Consider the following 16,135-nt stretch of genomic DNA (forward strand, 5'->3'; position numbering starts at 1 on the left):
GTTTTATTTGATTCAGAACAAAGTAAAAAGACGAGAGTACAAACGACGGGCGCTTCAGCGATTGTAAATACGGGCAGGAAAAATCTGATTAATTATTCAACAAAAACAGTAAATAAGCCGGGCACGGTATTGTGCCCGGCGTCGCATTACGGTTGCAGCCACCAGACGGCTTCAAACGGACGTAGGCTGGTGGTTTGTGGCGCGGCATAGTTGCTCATTACTGGCTGCCATTCGCCACTGAGGGCGTCATTCTGCCATGTCTGGCTCTCGCCGCTGAGGTTCGCCACCACAATCAGCGTCTTTCCCTGCCACTGACGACGGTAGCACCACAGAGAAGGATGTTCTGGCAGGAGATCCTCATAATCCCCCCACGTCAGTACCGGCAGGGTTTTACGCAGGCTAATCAACGACTGATAGGTGTAAAACACCGAATCCGGGTCGTCCAGCGCGGCGCGGGCGTTTACCGTCTCATAGTTGTCGCAAACGCCAATCCACGGCTCACCCTCGGTGAAGCCCGCATTGTGCGAAGCGTCCCACTGCATTGGCGTGCGGCCGTTATCGCGGGATTTACTCGCCAGAATCGCCAGTAATTCGTCCGGATCGCGCTCGCTGGCCCGCAGTTCGGCGAACATGTTCAGGCTTTCCACGTCACGGTAATCGGTGATGCGGCTGAAGTGCGGGTTGGTCATGCCAAGTTCTTCACCCTGATAGATATACGGCGTACCTTGCATGCCGTGCAGCACCATGCCGAGCATCTTCGCAGCCTGAACGCGGTATTCGCCTTCGTCACCAAAGCGCGACACGATGCGCGGCTGGTCGTGGTTACACCAGAACAGCGCGTTCCAGGCTTTGTTGTGCATGCCCTGCTGCCAGTGGCGGAAGAGGGTTTTTAGCGCCACGAAGTCCGGTTTCGCCTTCGTCCACTTTTCGCCGCCGGGATAATCCACCTTCAGGTGGTGGAAGTTAAAGGTCATCGACAATTCACTGCCATCAAGAGAGGCGTACTGCTGGCAGTTTTCCAGCGAGGTCGAGGACATCTCGCCCACCGTCATCAGATTGCGCGGCGTAAAGACGTCGCGGCTCATCTCCCGCAGATATTCGTGAATGCGCGGCCCGTCTGTGTAGAAACGGCGGCCATCGCCTGCCTCGTCATTCGGGAAATCCTGATCTTTTGAGATCAGGTTAATCACGTCGAGACGTAAGCCGTCCACGCCGCGATCGGCCCAGAATTCGCACACCTTTTTCAGCTCGGCGCGCACTTCAGGGTTTTCCCAGTTGAGATCCGCCTGCTCCGGAGCAAAGAGGTGCAGGTAGTACTGTTCGCTCTCGGCGTGCCAGCGCCAGGCGTTGCCGCCAAACTTGGAGCGCCAGTTGTTGGGAAGCTGCTCCGGCGTGCCGTCGCGCCAGATATAAAACTGGCGGTACGGACTCTCTTTATTCAGTGATTCGCGGAACCAGGCATGCTGCGTTGATGTATGGTTAAACACCATATCCAGCACGATGCGAATGCCGCGCTCATGCGCCCTGGCGACCAGTTCATCAAAATCATCCAGAGTGCCGTAGGCGGGATCGATGGCGGTGTAATTCGCCACGTCGTAGCCGTTATCCACCTGCGGGGAGATATAAAACGGTGTCAGCCAGATGGCGTCGATACCGAGGGTTTTCAGGTAGTCCAGACGCTGCGTCACGCCGCGTAAATCACCGGTGCCGCTGCCAGTGGTGTCCTGGAAACTCTTTGGATAGATCTGATAGATGACGCCGTTCTGCCACCAGTGAGGAAGGGTATTCATAATGCGTTCCTGCAAATGCGAAGGGGCGCAACTGCGCCCCGAAAGATAAAGTTAAACAATCTGCAGCGAGCCCTGACGGAACTTACGCTGGTAAACCACGGTGGTGAGCGCCATTGGGACGATAATCGCGATGGCCATCGCCAGGGCAAACACCTGCCAGAAAGCGGGCTGGATGGAGAGAATGCCCGGCAGACCGCCAACACCGATACCGTTCGCCATTACGCCGTTCAGACCGCACACCAGCCCTGCCAGACCGGAACCGATCATCGCGCAGAGCATCGGGAAACGGTATTTCAGGTTGATACCGTACATCGCCGGCTCGGTCACGCCGAGGTAGGCGGAGATGGCAGCCGGAACGGAGATTTCACGCTCGTTATGTTTACGGCTGACCAGAATAATGCCGGTTACCGCAGACGCCTGTGCGATGTTAGACAGGGCGATAATCGGCCAGACCGGCGTACCGCCAAGGCTCTGAATCATCTGCATATCAATGGCCAGGGTGGTCTGGTGCACGCCGGTGATCACCAGCGGGGCGTACAGGAAGCCAAACAGCGCGGCACCAATCGGCGCGAAGCTGCCGGTCATCAGGTGACGAACCGCGAAGGCCACGCCGTCGCCGATCATGCGGCCAAACGGACCGATAAAGGCATGCGCCAGGAATACGGCAATAATCAGTGAGCAAACCGGAACCACCACCAGATAAAGGTAATCCGGGACGATGCGTTTTAAGCGAGTCTCAATGAATCCCAGCGCCAGACCTGCCAGCAACGCCGGAATGACCTGCGCCTGATAGCCCACTTTAGCGATGGTAAACAGACCAAAGTTCCACACTTCCGGCACCTGCTGACCAAGTAAGTAAGCGTTCATTAACTGTGGAGAGACCAGCGTGACGCCCAGCACGATACCGAGAATCGGCGTGCCGCCCATTTTGCGCACTGCGGACCAGCAGATCCCGACCGGCAGGTAGAAGAAGATCGCTTCGCCAATCAGCCACAGGAAGTCGTAAACGGTTTTCAGCGCCGGGTACATCTGCGCCAGGGTTTTGCCGTCGCTCATCGGCACATCACCGATGACGTTACGGAAGCCTAAAATTAAGCCCCCGCTGATCAGCGCTGGCAGCAGCGGGAAGAAGATTTCCGCGAAGTGGGAAATCAGCTGCTCGTGCCACTTCATGTTCTGGCGCGCGGCTTTCTTTGCCTGCTCTTTATCGGCAGAGGAGTGCCCGGTAGTCGCCAGCAGAGCCTGATAGTAATCGCCCACTTCGGTACCTATAACGACCTGGAACTGACCGGCGTTGGTGAAGCAGCCTTTAACCATGGAGAGTTCTTCAATGGCTTTCGGGTTGGCCTTGGCCGGATCGTTCAGCACGAAACGCAGGCGGGTAATGCAATGGCTGACGGTTGCGATGTTTTCGCGCCCGCCGACCAGGACGATCAGCCGATCGATATCTGCTTGTTTGACTTTACTCATCATGAAACCTCATGACAGATGGTTAGGGGTGTAATGACCTGAGCGCAAGCCTACTCCTTCAGCGTGACGGCGAAAATGGGAACGTTCCCGAAATCGGGCGAAGATCACAATAAACCGTTGAGCGGGGGTTAAGAGAGGTGGGCAGGAATAACGATCTGGCGCGGCTCAGTTCGCCCGTTGATCTGCTCGATCAGCTGTGTGGCGGCCTGTCTGCCGGACTCGGCGTAGCCCGGGTCGACTGTAATAATTTCCGGGTGCAGAAACTTCATCAGCGGCGTGCTGCCGACGCTCGCGACCTGCAGATCGTCGATGCCCTGTTCCTGCAAATATTTGCTCGCACCCAGCGCCAGGGTATCCGTGGCACACACCAGCGCGGTGGTCTGCGGCGTCAGGACGCTGGCGACCTGCTCGTAGCCCTGCTTCATCCCCAGCCCCGGCAGGGAGGCCACGGCAGAGAGGTTGTGCTTTTTGCAAAATGCCAGGTAGGCTTCGTGGCGACGCTTGCCGGTAGTGACGTCCGCGTGCGGCACGCCGAGGAAACTAATGTGGCGATGACCTTTATCGAATAGTCGCTGCATCAGGGTGATAATCGCGCCTTCGTCGTCATAACAAACGGAGGCAAAACCGTTGGCATCGCGCGCCAACAGCACCAGCGAAGGTTGCCAGGGTTTCAGTATCTCTTCCTGAATGCCGGTAAAACCAAACAGCACCACGCCGTCAATGTTGCGTCGCTGAAGCATCCCCAGATGCTCTTCAACCAGTTGGGGAGAGAACTGGCTCTCCATCATGATCGGATCGTAGCCTTGTTCATAGAAGGCGGGCAGCATGGTCTGAACGGCGAGGTTTTCCGACAGTGAATCCAGACGCGAAACAATAATGGCCACCACCTTGTCACTCTGTCCCCGCATGGCACGCGCAGAGCGGGAAGGGGAAAAACCGTGCTGATTCATCACCGCCTCAACGCGCTCGCGAGTGCGCTCGCTGACGCCACTTTCGTTGTTCAGCACGCGCGACACGGTGGATTTCCCCACGCCGCTTAAACGCGCGATGTCTTTAATCGTAAGGCGGTTCTGCATGCTGTATTCCCTGTAACAACAACAAAGTGGTTAATTGAGCCTAATGACTGAGCACAATTTCGCTATGGGCAAAGTCTGGTTTACGTTCGGTTTATTTGCAGGGGGGTATAATACCGCCCGAATCATCACAAAGGGTACGCTTAAATCCTTATACTGCGCGGCGACACCCTGTTTTTTACTTACCGGAGGCTTCATGGATCCCGATCCCACACCTCTCCTGAACGGGAGAAGACGTTCTTTCCGGTAAGCCAGCCTTTTGCTGTCTCACCGGCGTGAGGCAGCAACGTCATAAACGTTCCTGCTTAAAAAATTAAGTGCCTGCCAGGTACGGCCTTGCCACGCCTGAAGGAAATGCTGCGTCCGCGTTTGCGGATGTGGAGGAATGACTATGTTGAAAAATATTACCCGGCAACTACAGGCCCTGTTAAGCCGCCACCTGCCACATCGCCTGGTTCAGCGCGACCCGCTGCCCAATGCCAAAAACATGGCTGGCGCGGCGATCCCCGCTTCTCTGACCGAGCGCTGCCTGAATGTGGCAGCAATGGATGAAAACGAAGTCTGGCGCGCCTTTGGCGGACACCCGGAAGGGCTGAATGCGGCCGAAGTGGAAAAAATCCGCGCCTTGCATGGCGATAACCAGATCCCGGCGCAAAAACCGTCTCCGTGGTGGGTGCATCTGTGGCTCTGCTACCGCAACCCCTTCAACCTGCTGCTGACCGTGCTCGGCATCATCTCTTATGCCACGGAAGATCTGTTTGCCGCAGGCGTGATTGCCCTGATGGTGGGGATCTCCACGCTGCTGAACTTTATTCAGGAAGCCCGTTCCACCAAAGCGGCGGATGCCCTGAAGGCGATGGTCAGTAACACCGCGACAGTCTCGCGCGTGATTAACGATCTCGGCGAAAACGCCTGGGTGGAACTGCCCATCGACCAGCTGGTGCCGGGCGATCTGGTGAAGCTTGCCGCAGGGGATATGATCCCGGCGGATTTACGCATCATCCAGGCACGCGATCTGTTCGTCGCGCAGGCCTCCCTGACCGGGGAATCCCTGCCTGTAGAAAAGGTGGCGCGCAGCCGTGACCCGCAGCAGATGAACCCGCTCGAGTGCGATACCCTGTGCTTTATGGGCACCACGGTGGTGAGCGGCACCGCGCAGGCGATTGTCACTGCTACCGGGGGCAACACCTGGTTTGGTCAGCTTGCCGGGCGCGTCAGCGAGCAGGAGAGTGAACCCAATGCCTTCCAGAAAGGGATTGGTCGCGTCAGCATGCTGCTGATCCGCTTTATGATGGTGATGACGCCGATCGTACTGCTGATCAACGGCTATACCAAAGGCGACTGGTGGGAAGCGGCGCTGTTTGCGCTCTCCGTGGCCGTCGGCTTAACGCCGGAAATGCTGCCGATGATTGTGACCTCTACGCTGGCGCGTGGGGCGGTGAAGCTCTCTAAACAGAAAGTGATCGTTAAACACCTCGACGCCATTCAAAACTTTGGCGCGATGGACATTCTCTGCACCGATAAAACCGGCACCCTGACGCAGGACAAAATCGTGCTGGAGAACCACACCGATATCTCCGGTAAAACCAGCGAGCGTGTCCTGCACAGCGCGTGGCTGAACAGCCACTACCAGACCGGGCTGAAAAACCTGCTCGACGTCGCGGTGCTGGAAGGGGTGGATGAAGAGTCTGCCCGCACGCTCTCTGGCCGCTGGCAGAAGGTGGATGAGATCCCGTTCGACTTCGAGCGCCGCCGTATGTCGGTGGTGGTGAGCGAGCAGGCGGATGTCCATCAGCTGATCTGCAAAGGCGCGCTGCAGGAGATCCTGAATGTGTCAACGCAGGTGCGCTATAACGGTGACATCGTGCCGCTGGACGACACCATGCTGCGCCGCATCAAGCGCGTCACCGACAACCTGAACCGCCAGGGGCTGCGCGTGGTGGCGGTAGCGAGCAAGTTCCTGCCAGCCCGCGAGGGGGATTATCAGCGTATTGACGAATCCGATCTGATCCTCGAGGGCTACATCGCCTTCCTCGATCCGCCGAAAGAGACCACCGCACCGGCGCTGAAAGCGCTGAAGGCGAGCGGGATTACCGTGAAAATCCTCACCGGGGACAGCGAACTGGTGGCGGCGAAAGTGTGCCACGAAGTGGGGCTGGACGCGGGTGATGTGGTGGTGGGGAGCGATATTGAGCATCTCTCCGACGACGAACTGGCAAAACTGGCGCAGCACACCACGCTGTTTGCCCGCCTGACGCCGATGCACAAAGAACGTATTGTCACCCTGCTGCGTCGTGAAGGTCACGTGGTAGGCTTTATGGGCGATGGCATCAACGATGCACCCGCCCTGCGAGCAGCGGATATTGGCATCTCCGTGGATGGTGCGGTGGATATTGCCCGTGAAGCGGCCGACATCATTCTGCTGGAAAAGAGCCTGATGGTGCTGGAGGAAGGGGTTATCGAAGGGCGTCGTACTTTTGCGAATATGCTCAAGTACATCAAAATGACCGCCAGCTCCAACTTCGGAAACGTCTTCAGCGTGCTGGTGGCGAGTGCATTTTTGCCGTTCCTGCCAATGTTGCCGCTGCATCTGCTGATCCAAAACCTGATGTACGATGTGTCTCAGGTGGCGATCCCGTTTGATAACGTGGACGATGAACAGATCCAGAAGCCACAGCGCTGGAACCCGGCCGATCTGGGGCGCTTTATGTTGTTCTTTGGCCCGATCAGCTCCATCTTTGACATCCTGACCTTCTGCCTGATGTGGTTTGTGTTCCATGCCAACACGCCGGAACACCAGACGCTGTTCCAGTCTGGCTGGTTTGTGGTGGGGCTGCTGTCGCAGACGCTGATTGTGCATATGATCCGCACGCGCCGCATTCCGTTCATCCAGAGCCGTGCCGCGTGGCCGCTGATTGTGATGACGGGGATTGTGATGGCGCTTGGGATCGCGCTGCCGTTCTCGCCGCTGGCGAGCTACCTGCAGCTGCAGGCGCTGCCGCTGAGCTACTTCCCATGGCTGGTGGCGATCCTTGCGGGTTACATGGTACTGACGCAGATGGTGAAAGGATTCTACAGCCGTCGGTATGGATGGCAGTAACGGCAAGCCCGGTGGCACTGCGCTTACCGGGCCTACGATCCGAACGTAGGCCGGGTAAGGCGAAGCCGCCACCCGGCAGCTGGCTTTCCTCTCAAATTCAACAACCTGTGATCTCCGTCGGCGCATTCGCTTGACGACAAATTGAGCGCATGTTAACAGAATGTTTTGCCTTTATTTGGCCCGTCAGATAAGGAACATTCATGTTACGGTACAGTCTCTTAACCGCCGGGCTGATGCTCGGCTTCTCTGCGTTTGCCGCCCCGGCAGGCGATCTCCCCCTGATGCCCTGGCCTGCAAAGGTCGAACGCCCGACAACCCAGGGCACGCTGGTGCTCAGCAACAACGTTTCCATTAGCGTCAGCGGGGACGATCTCGGTGACGCCGTCAACCGCCTTCGCCAGCGCATCGCTCTGCAAACGGGCTGGACGCTCCAGCCGCAGGCTGAAAAGCCGGAAAAACCGACTATCCGCATTGCCATCGCCAGAAAGGTCAAGCCACAACCACTGCCGGACAGCGACGAAAGCTATAAGCTCACGGTGGATGCCAGCGGCGTCGATATCTCCGCCAACACCCGTTTCGGCGCATTGCGCGCCATGGAAACCCTGCTCCAGCTGATGCAGAACGGCGCGGAAAACACCTCGCTGCCGTGGGTTGCCATTGAAGATTCGCCACGCTTCCCGTGGCGCGGGCTGCTGCTCGATTCGGCGCGTCACTTTGTTCCGCTGCCGGATATCAAGCGCCAGATCGACGGTATGGCTGCCGCAAAACTTAACGTATTGCACTGGCATCTGACCGACGATCAGGGCTGGCGCTTCAGCTCGACGCGCTATCCAAAGCTCACTCAGCTTGCCAGCGACGGGCTGTTTTACACGCCTGAGCAGATGCGTGAGGTCGTTCGCTATGCGACCGAGCGCGGTATTCGCGTGGTGCCAGAGATCGACATGCCGGGCCACGCGTCGGCCATTGCCGTGGCTTACCCGGAACTGATGAGTGCGCCGGGGCCATACAAAATGGAGCGTAACTGGGGCGTGCTCAAGCCGGTACTGGATCCCACTAAAGACGCAACCTATGCCTTTGCTGATGCGATGGTCAGCGAACTGGCAGCGATCTTCCCCGATCCGTATCTGCATATCGGTGGTGATGAGGTGGATGACAGCCAGTGGAAAGCGAACCCGACCATTCAACAGTTTATGCGCGACCACAAACTGGCGGACAGCCACGCATTGCAGGCGTATTTCAACCGCAAGCTGGAAACGATCCTTGAAAAACATCACCGCCAGATGGTCGGCTGGGACGAGATCTACCACCCGGATCTGCCAAAAAGCATTCTGATCCAGTCCTGGCAGGGGCAGGACGCGCTGGGGCAGGTGGCACAAAGCGGCTACAAAGGTATTCTCTCGACGGGCTTCTATCTCGACCAGCCTCAGTCCACGGCCTATCACTATCGCAATGAAATCGTCCCACAGGGATTAAACGGTGTGGATGTGATTGCCGACACCGACAGCGTCCAGAGCTGGGCCTTCTCCATGCCGCGTCTGAAAGGTAAACCGGTAGAAGGGAGCTTCACCCTGGTGAAAGGGGAATCTGGCTGGCGTGGGTTTATTGATTTCGCCGGGAAATCCCGCCGCGCGGTGCAGGATATTGAATGGCGTGATGACAGCCAGGTGACGTTTACCGTCGATACCTGGATGGGCGAAACGCGGCCGGTTGTCTCCGTTGAAAACGATAAGCTGAGCGGCTATTTCCTCGTGGGGAATACGCGCTACCCGATTAGCGGCACGCGTCTGGACGACGTGCCGAAAGGCATTCCACCTGTCGTGCCGGACGTAGCGAATCAGGCCAACCTGCTCGGCGGTGAAGCCGCGCTGTGGGCGGAAAACGTGGTGGCGCCGGTGCTGGATATCCGCCTGTGGCCGCGTACTTTTGCAGTGGCGGAGCGGCTGTGGTCCGCGCAGGACGTCAACGATGTCGACAACATGTATACCCGTCTGCAGGCAATGGACAGCTGGTCGACGGTATCGGTCGGGTTGCAGCAGCATACCCAGCAGCAGGTGCAGTTCACGCGGCTGGCGAACAATGCCGACACCTTGCCGCTGCAAATCCTCGCCCAGGCGGTAGAGCCGGCACAGTATTACACGCGTCAGCATCTGAAGTTCCAGGCCGGAAACTATCATCAGTTTGAGCCGCTTAACCGGTTCGCCGATGCGCTGAACGCCGAAAGTTCCACCGTGCGCCAGATGAACAAATGGGCTGACCGTCTGGTCAGCGATGCAGAAGACACGGAAAGTGCTGACGCGCTGCGTCACGTCTTCAACCGCTGGCAGAGCAACACCAGCGATGCGCTGGCATTAAGCGAAAATAGCTACCAGCTGAAGGCGATAAAACCGGTTATCCAGGAGGTGGACAAGCTTGCCTCCATTGGTCTGAGGTTGACGGATCTGGTGGCCCGTCAGGGGACGCTGGATGATAAAGAGATCGCGTCGATTCAACGCGAGCTGGATAACGCGGCGAAAGTTCAGGATGAAGTGGTGATTGCGGCGGTTTATCCGCTGGAGACGCTGCTGCGCGCGACGCGCAATCAATAGCGGGCAACAAAAAAGGCAGCCAGGCTGCCTTTTTTATCGCAAAAGCGAATTAGCGACGAACGGCAATCGCTTCAATTTCGATTTTCACGTCTTTTGGCAGACGTGCAACTTCCACGCAGGAGCGCGCCGGGAATGTCGCGTTGTGCTCGGTGAAGAAGGCTTCGTAAGTGGCGTTAACGGTCGCGAAATCGTTAAGATCTTTCACGAAAACGGTGGTTTTCACGATATCGCCAACTTTCAGACCGGCAGATTCCACAATTGCCTGCACGTTCTCCAGCGACTGACGCGCCTGTGCCGCCACGTCTTCCGGCACAGCGCCGGTTTTCGGGTTCACCGGGATCTGGCCAGAGGTAATAATCATGCTACCCAGATCAACGCCCTGAACGTATGGGCCGATAGCCGCTGGTGCATTTTCCGTCGCGAGTACTTTGGTCATGATTTCTCCAGAATAACAGCTGATTAAATGTTCCCGGCCATTATAGGGAGGCCGGGATCCTTTACCAACCTCAATTAGTTGGCCAGCACCACATAATGAGAAAACTCTTTTTCGCAGTATTTGCATTTGAGTGCGATGTCATCAGCGCGTTTTTTCACTGCAAAACTGGAAGAAACCGGCTCAGCATGACTGATGCAGTTGCTGTTCGGGCAGACCAGCACGCTTTCGATGCGCTCCGGCAGGCTCGGACGGGATTTGCCGACCACTTCATATTCGTCGATGCGGTTGACGGTGGCGTCCGGCGCATACAGGGACAGCTGGTTCACCTGCTCGTCAGTCAGGAAGGTGTTCTCAATCTTGATCAGATCCTTACGACCCATTTCGCCCGACGGCAGGTTCAGGCCGATGGTGATGCGCTGGTCGGTTTCGGTCAGTTTGAACAGCGTCAGCAGCTTAAAGCCTACCTGTGCAGGGATGTGGTCAATCACGGTGCCACGCTTGATGGCTTCAACCTGGAGTTTGTTATCGTGTGTCATTGTCGTTTCCCCTTACAGAGCCAATTCGCGATTCAGAACCAGTGCCAGTAACGCCTGGCGAGCGAAAATGCCGTTCCCGGCCTGCTGGAAATACCAGGCGTGCGGCGTTTTATCCACGTCGGTGGTGATTTCATCAATACGCGGCAGCGGGTGCAGCACCTTCATGTTGTCGCGCGCGCCCTCAAGGTCGCTGGCGCGCAGCACGAACTGCGCCTTCACGTTGGCGTATTCGGACGGATCCAGACGCTCTTTCTGCACGCGGGTCATATACAGAATATCGACGTGGCTCATCACCTCTTCGATGCTCGCATGCAGGCTCCACTGAATGCCTTTCTCGTCCAGCATGTCGAGAATGTACTGCGGCATCGCCAGCGCGTCCGGGGCGATGAAGAAGAAACGGTTGCCGTTAAACTTCGCCAGCGCCTGGGTCAGCGAGTGGACGGTACGGCCATATTTCAGGTCGCCGACCATCGCGATGTTCAGGTTTTCAAGCGTGCCCTGGGTTTCCTGAATGGTGAACAGATCCAGCAGGGTCTGCGTCGGGTGCTGGTTGGCACCGTCACCGGCGTTCAGCACCGGAATGCCACCGGAAAACTCGGTCGCCAGACGCGCCGCCCCTTCTTGCGGATGGCGCATGACAATCGCGTCTACGTAAGTACTGATAACTGAAATGGTATCCGCCAGCGTTTCGCCTTTTTTACCCAGCGACGTGTTGCTGCTGTCAGAGAAGCCGACCACGCTTGCCCCCAGGCGGTGCATGGACGTTTCAAAGGAGAGGCGCGTACGGGTAGAGGCTTCGAAGAAGCAGCTCGCAATCACCTTGTGCTTCAGCAGCTCCGGTTGCGGATTAGCTTTCAGTTTTGCCGCGGTTTCCAGAACCAGTTCCAGCTCTTCGCGGCTGAGGTCGTTTATGGAAATGATGTGTTTTTGATAAAGCGGATTCATGTTTATCTCCTGACGCCGGGCAAAAAAAAGCCCCTCAAATGAGGGGCTCTGGGAATAGGTTTAGCAACGGGAAGAAAAACGGCAGGCCAGCGTCTGATTTCAGACGCGGTAAGACGTTATGTCGTACACGCTTGACCATGCTTCCTCCCGGCAAATTGTCGGGCATTATACGCACCCCGATTTTCGGATCAAGCGATTTAATGCACGCTTTACTCAATGCAAACGGTTCTTTGTGAATATTAATTCGTTCTGAGTAAATAATTAATTTGCTTATGCACCAGCGCGGTACGCTTCACCACCCTGGGAGCGACCCAGACGATACTGCTGCCAGCCACCACGCCTAAAATTTCCGGTAACTGGTGGTAATCCAGAATACGCGCCACCGCGCGGCCATATCCGGCGACAGTATGAATGAGGATAAACTCGCTATTGTGCTCCACGCTCACCACCATTTCAGAAACGGTACGCGCGGCATCGGGGGCAGGGCGCAGCTGGGGATTCAACGAATAAATCTTTAGCCCTTTGGCATTTCGAATTTTTATGACGCCGAGCAATTTCAGCAGACGCGAAACGGTCGACTGGCTGATGCTGTCAAACCCTCTCTCCTGCAAATCGCGGCGAATTTCTTCCTGTGAAAGATAGCTCTTTTCGGCGATCAGACGCTGGCACACCGTTAGCTGCAGTTGTTCTTTGGGAGAGTACGCTTCGTAATCCATCATGTTTCCCATATTAGTTCCTGAAATAACCGGTGGCACTGCACCGATCCGTAAGCCGGATAAGCGCAGCGCCATCCGGCAAATCACAACAAGGCACCCAGGCTTAGCGCCACCATAATCACCACCGTCAGGATCGCCAGCAGCGGCGCAACCCATTTCAGGTAGCGCACGTAAGGCACACGGGCGATAGCCAGCCCGCCCATCACCACCGCTGAGGTTGGCGTGACCAGGTTAACGATGCCGGAGGCCGACTGGTAAGCCGTAACTACCAGGTCGCGGTTGACGTTAGCGAAATCGGCTAGCGGTGCCATGATCGGCATCGTCAGTACGGCCAGGCCGGATGAAGAAGGCACAAGAAACGACAGAACAACTTCCAGCCAGTACATCACGTTGATAAACGCCACCGTGGACAACCCGCTGACCAGACCTTCCGCGCTGTGCAAAATGGTGTGGGTAATCATGCCCTTATCCATGATGACTACGATACCGCGCGCAATGCCGATAATCAGCGCGACACCCAGCAAATCTCGCGCACCGTTGATAAACGTCGACGTCAGCTCCTCTTCGCTCATGCGGGCGATAAGCCCCACGATGATGGCGCTGGCGAGAAACACCGCCGAGATCTCTGCCATCCACCACCCCAGCACCGCCACACCGTAGATCATCACCGCGAAGGCGAGGGCGAAGATCACCAGAATGATTTTGCGCACCGGGGTAAATTCCAGCGATTGTTCACCCTTGTTGCCGAGGAAATGGGCGCGGTTCTCTTCCTGTTTGTCTGCGACGATAGAGAGAGACGGATCCTGACGAACCTTACGGGCGTAGCGCATCACCCATGCCACGCAGATGACCCAGCCGATCACCAGCAGCGCCACGCGCAGGGCAATACCGTGGGTGAAGGGGATCCCGGCGGCGTTGGCGGCGATCACCGTGGCAAACGGGTTAATGGTGGAACCGAGCGTGCCGATCCCTGCCCCGAGCAGCACGGTAGAGGCGGCAACCACCGGATCAAAACGGGCGGCCAGCATGACGGGCACCAGCAAGGTATAGAAAGGCAGTGACTCTTCGGCCATGCCGTAGATCGTGCCGCCTGCGGCAAACAACGCCATCAGGATCGGGATCATCCACTCTTCGCGTCCGCGCAGGCGGGTCGTCACACGTTCGATCCCGGCGTCAATCGCCCCGGTTTTGGTGACGATCCCGAGGAATCCCCCGATGATCAGGATAAACAGCGCCACGTCGATCGCCCCGGCCTGACCGGAAACGGGATCGTACAGCCCGGCGATGGGGGCCATCAGGACGGAAACCAGCCCCTGCGGGTGCGCCGCCACGTGCGCGTACGTTCCGGCAATCGGGACTTCTTTGCCAAGGGTTTCATTCATCGCCATCTGGTACTGACCGGCCGGAACAACCCAGCTCAGCGCCGCCACAACGGCAATCAGAAAAAAGAGAATGGTGTAAGCGGAGGGAAACTTGAACTTGCCCATGATGTTCTCCTGAACCCGGCGCACCCCGTGGCGCGCCGGGCGGTGATTAGTCGCCGAGTGTCGCCACCATGACCGCTTTAATGGTGTGCATGCGGTTTTCTGCTTCGTCAAAGACGATAGAGTTCGGTGATTCAAAGACCTCTTCCGTCACCTCAAGCCCTTTCAGGCCGTAAGCCATCTCAATTTCACGGCCCACTTTGGTGTGCTCGTTGTGGAACGCCGGCAGGCAGTGCATGAACTTGACGTTCGGGTTGCCAGTGGCTTTCATCACCTGAGCGTTAATCTGGTAAGGCTTCATCAGACTGACGCGCTCGGCCCATGCCTCTTTCGGCTCGCCCATGGAGACCCACACGTCGGTGTAGAGGAAATCGGTCCCCTGAACGCCTTCTTCCACGTCGTCGGTGAGGGTGATGCGCGCGCCAGTCTCTTTGGCGATGGCGCGGCACTGCTCAACCAGCCCCGCCTCCGGCCAGAAAGATTTCGGTGCCACGAGGCGGATATCCATCCCCATCTTGGCCGCGCCAACCATCAGAGAGTTGCCCATGTTGTTCCGCGCGTCACCCAGATAGGCAAAGCTCAGCTCCGGCAGGGTTTTCCCTGGCGCATGCTCCAGCATGGTCATCAGGTCAGCGAGGATTTGGGTCGGGTGAAACTCGTCGGTCAGACCGTTCCACACCGGTACGCCAGCGTACTCGCCCAGCTCCTCGACAATCGCCTGGCCGTAGCCGCGATACTCAATGCCGTCGTACATGCGGCCCAGCACGCGGGCGGTGTCTTTCATCGACTCTTTATGGCCGATCTGCGATCCGCTTGGGCCGAGATAAGTGACCTGTGCGCCCTGGTCAAACGCGCCGACTTCAAAGGCACAGCGGGTGCGGGTGGAGGTTTTTTCAAAGATCAGGGCGATGTTTTTCCCGACCAGGGTTTGCTTTTCACGTCCGGCTTTTTTGGCGGCCTTGAGTTCGATGGCAAGGTCGATCAGGAACTGGATTTCTGCCGGGGTATAGTCCAGCAGTTTCAGGAAGTTGCGGTTTTTCAGGTTGATGGTCATGGGTAAATCCTTTTTGAAATTTGAATTAGTTGCGAATCAACGTGCCTTTCTCGCCCGCGAGGATCTCCGCGCCGTCAGCCAGCGCGCCGATCCCGGCAATCCCGTTGCAGGTTTCAACAAACTCGCGGCAGGCGGCCACTTTTGGTCCCATCGATCCGGCGTCGAACTGCATGCCTCTGAGCAGTTCCGGTGTTACCTGTGCCAGCGGACGCTGGGTCGGTTTGCCCCAGTCGAGATACACCGCGTCGGCATCGGTCAGGATCAGCAGGGCATCGGCTTCGATCTGGCGCGCCAGCAGCGCGGCAGAGAGGTCTTTGTCGATCACCGCCTCAATGCCGTGATAGCCGTTGGCGTTTTCCACCACCGGAACCCCGCCGCCGCCGTTGCAGATCACCAGGTGATCGCGCTGGATAAGCGCCGTAATCGCGTCGCTCTCGACGATGCGTTTGGGTTGCGGGGAGGGAACGACGCGGCGGAAGTAGCTGCCGTCGGCCTTAAACACCCAGCCTTTTTCCGCGGCCAGCGTTTTCGCCTGAGCTTCGCTGTAAACCGGGCCGATATATTTGGTCGGGTTGCGGAACGCTGGGTCGGCGGCATCCACCTCTACCTGGGTGAGCAGCACGCTCACTTCGCGCTGAGGAAGATTGTTTTTCAGCGCCTGCTGGAGCATGTAGCCGATCATCCCCTGACTTTCGGCGCCGAGAACGTCCAGCGGGTAGGGCGTGACTTTGTCATAGGCGCTGTTCTGCAGCGCCAGTAGCCCGACCTGCGGGCCGTTGCCGTGCACCAGCACCACGCGCCACTGCTCCGTCAGCCCGGCGATGGTGCGGGCGGCCTGCTCGATGTTCTGGCGCTGGATCTCCGCTTCCAGCGGTTCGCCGCGTTTCAGTAACGCGTTACCGCCAAGCGCCACAACCAGAGTGAGTTTTCGTTCCATGATGACTCC

At 57.6% G+C, this 16,135-nt stretch carries 13 protein-coding genes; 2 read left to right on the forward strand and 11 right to left on the reverse strand.

The genetic code is table 11. The features are described from left to right. Positions 1–146 precede the first annotated feature (146 nt). From treC to treR, 3 genes are all read right to left on the reverse strand, one after another. On the reverse strand, positions 147–1,790 hold the full coding sequence (gene treC, locus JGF26_RS17365; RefSeq protein ID WP_028016497.1) for an alpha,alpha-phosphotrehalase: 1,644 nt from the start codon (positions 1,788–1,790) through the stop codon (positions 147–149). Between the two features lie 51 nt (positions 1,791–1,841). After that, positions 1,842–3,260 (reverse strand): PTS trehalose transporter subunit IIBC, encoded by a 1,419-nt coding sequence (gene treB, locus JGF26_RS17370; protein WP_049005214.1) that lies wholly within the window; start codon positions 3,258–3,260, stop codon positions 1,842–1,844. Positions 3,261–3,388: 128 nt separating this feature from the next. After that, a complete protein-coding gene (treR, locus tag JGF26_RS17375; RefSeq protein ID WP_028016499.1) occupies positions 3,389–4,336 on the reverse strand; it encodes a trehalose operon repressor TreR in 948 nt (315 codons plus the stop codon). A 388-nt stretch (positions 4,337–4,724) separates the two neighbouring features. On the opposite strand from treR, the gene mgtA reads away from it, so the two are divergent. Beyond that, positions 4,725–7,433 carry a magnesium-translocating P-type ATPase gene (mgtA, locus tag JGF26_RS17380; protein ID WP_134708452.1) on the forward strand — a complete coding sequence of 903 codons (2,709 nt, stop codon included), beginning with the start codon at positions 4,725–4,727 and terminating at the stop codon, positions 7,431–7,433. A gap of 200 nt (positions 7,434–7,633) precedes the next feature. Next, a complete protein-coding gene (locus JGF26_RS17385; protein WP_134708453.1) occupies positions 7,634–10,018 on the forward strand; it encodes a family 20 glycosylhydrolase in 2,385 nt (794 codons plus the stop codon). Positions 10,019–10,067: 49 nt separating this feature from the next. Here the strand turns inward: JGF26_RS17385 and ridA are convergent, their stop codons facing one another. From ridA to arcC, 8 genes are all read right to left on the reverse strand, one after another. Beyond that, a complete protein-coding gene (ridA, locus tag JGF26_RS17390) occupies positions 10,068–10,454 on the reverse strand; it encodes a 2-iminobutanoate/2-iminopropanoate deaminase (protein WP_014068687.1) in 387 nt (128 codons plus the stop codon). A 74-nt stretch (positions 10,455–10,528) separates the two neighbouring features. Then, positions 10,529–10,990, reverse strand: coding sequence for an aspartate carbamoyltransferase regulatory subunit (gene pyrI, locus JGF26_RS17395; RefSeq protein ID WP_028016502.1), 462 nt, complete (start codon positions 10,988–10,990; stop codon positions 10,529–10,531). A 12-nt stretch (positions 10,991–11,002) separates the two neighbouring features. Next, positions 11,003–11,935 carry an aspartate carbamoyltransferase gene (pyrB, locus tag JGF26_RS17400; protein WP_025759900.1) on the reverse strand — a complete coding sequence of 311 codons (933 nt, stop codon included), beginning with the start codon at positions 11,933–11,935 and terminating at the stop codon, positions 11,003–11,005. A 34-nt stretch (positions 11,936–11,969) separates the two neighbouring features. Continuing rightward, positions 11,970–12,074 (reverse strand): pyrBI operon leader peptide, encoded by a 105-nt coding sequence (locus JGF26_RS17405; RefSeq protein ID WP_022646880.1) that lies wholly within the window; start codon positions 12,072–12,074, stop codon positions 11,970–11,972. Positions 12,075–12,174: 100 nt separating this feature from the next. Next, positions 12,175–12,654 carry an ArgR family transcriptional regulator gene (locus JGF26_RS17410; RefSeq protein WP_028016503.1) on the reverse strand — a complete coding sequence of 160 codons (480 nt, stop codon included), beginning with the start codon at positions 12,652–12,654 and terminating at the stop codon, positions 12,175–12,177. Positions 12,655–12,734: 80 nt separating this feature from the next. After that, complete coding sequence (locus tag JGF26_RS17415) at positions 12,735–14,138, reverse strand: YfcC family protein (RefSeq protein ID WP_028016504.1); 1,404 nt, start codon at positions 14,136–14,138, stop codon at positions 12,735–12,737. A gap of 46 nt (positions 14,139–14,184) precedes the next feature. Continuing rightward, positions 14,185–15,189, reverse strand: a complete 1,005-nt coding sequence (gene argF, locus JGF26_RS17420) for an ornithine carbamoyltransferase (protein WP_028016505.1) — start codon at positions 15,187–15,189, stop codon at positions 14,185–14,187. A gap of 25 nt (positions 15,190–15,214) precedes the next feature. Further along, positions 15,215–16,126 (reverse strand): carbamate kinase, encoded by a 912-nt coding sequence (gene arcC / locus JGF26_RS17425; protein ID WP_134708454.1) that lies wholly within the window; start codon positions 16,124–16,126, stop codon positions 15,215–15,217. Between the last annotated feature and the right edge of the window lie 9 nt (positions 16,127–16,135).

It is taken from the genome of Enterobacter sp. E1 (assembly GCF_016809815.1).
In the GTDB taxonomy this organism is placed as follows: Bacteria; Pseudomonadota; Gammaproteobacteria; order Enterobacterales; family Enterobacteriaceae; genus Enterobacter; species Enterobacter adelaidei.

Bases quoted from the DNA above. Each gene is read 5' to 3' on its own strand.
- argF (WP_028016505.1), bottom strand. From the start codon at position 15,189: ATGACCATCAACCTGAAAAACCGCAACTTCCTGAAACTGCTGGACTAT.
- JGF26_RS17385 (WP_134708453.1), top strand. From the start codon at position 7,634: ATGTTACGGTACAGTCTCTTAACCGCCGGGCTGATGCTCGGCTTCTCT.
- treC (WP_028016497.1), bottom strand. From the start codon at position 1,790: ATGAATACCCTTCCTCACTGGTGGCAGAACGGCGTCATCTATCAGATC.
- ridA (WP_014068687.1), bottom strand. From the start codon at position 10,454: ATGACCAAAGTACTCGCGACGGAAAATGCACCAGCGGCTATCGGCCCA.
- JGF26_RS17415 (WP_028016504.1), bottom strand. From the start codon at position 14,138: ATGGGCAAGTTCAAGTTTCCCTCCGCTTACACCATTCTCTTTTTTCTG.
- JGF26_RS17405 (WP_022646880.1), bottom strand. From the start codon at position 12,074: ATGGTCAAGCGTGTACGACATAACGTCTTACCGCGTCTGAAATCAGAC.
- pyrI (WP_028016502.1), bottom strand. From the start codon at position 10,990: ATGACACACGATAACAAACTCCAGGTTGAAGCCATCAAGCGTGGCACC.
- pyrB (WP_025759900.1), bottom strand. From the start codon at position 11,935: ATGAATCCGCTTTATCAAAAACACATCATTTCCATAAACGACCTCAGC.
- mgtA (WP_134708452.1), top strand. From the start codon at position 4,725: ATGTTGAAAAATATTACCCGGCAACTACAGGCCCTGTTAAGCCGCCAC.
- JGF26_RS17410 (WP_028016503.1), bottom strand. From the start codon at position 12,654: ATGATGGATTACGAAGCGTACTCTCCCAAAGAACAACTGCAGCTAACG.
- arcC (WP_134708454.1), bottom strand. From the start codon at position 16,126: ATGGAACGAAAACTCACTCTGGTTGTGGCGCTTGGCGGTAACGCGTTA.
- treR (WP_028016499.1), bottom strand. From the start codon at position 4,336: ATGCAGAACCGCCTTACGATTAAAGACATCGCGCGTTTAAGCGGCGTG.
- treB (WP_049005214.1), bottom strand. From the start codon at position 3,260: ATGAGTAAAGTCAAACAAGCAGATATCGATCGGCTGATCGTCCTGGTC.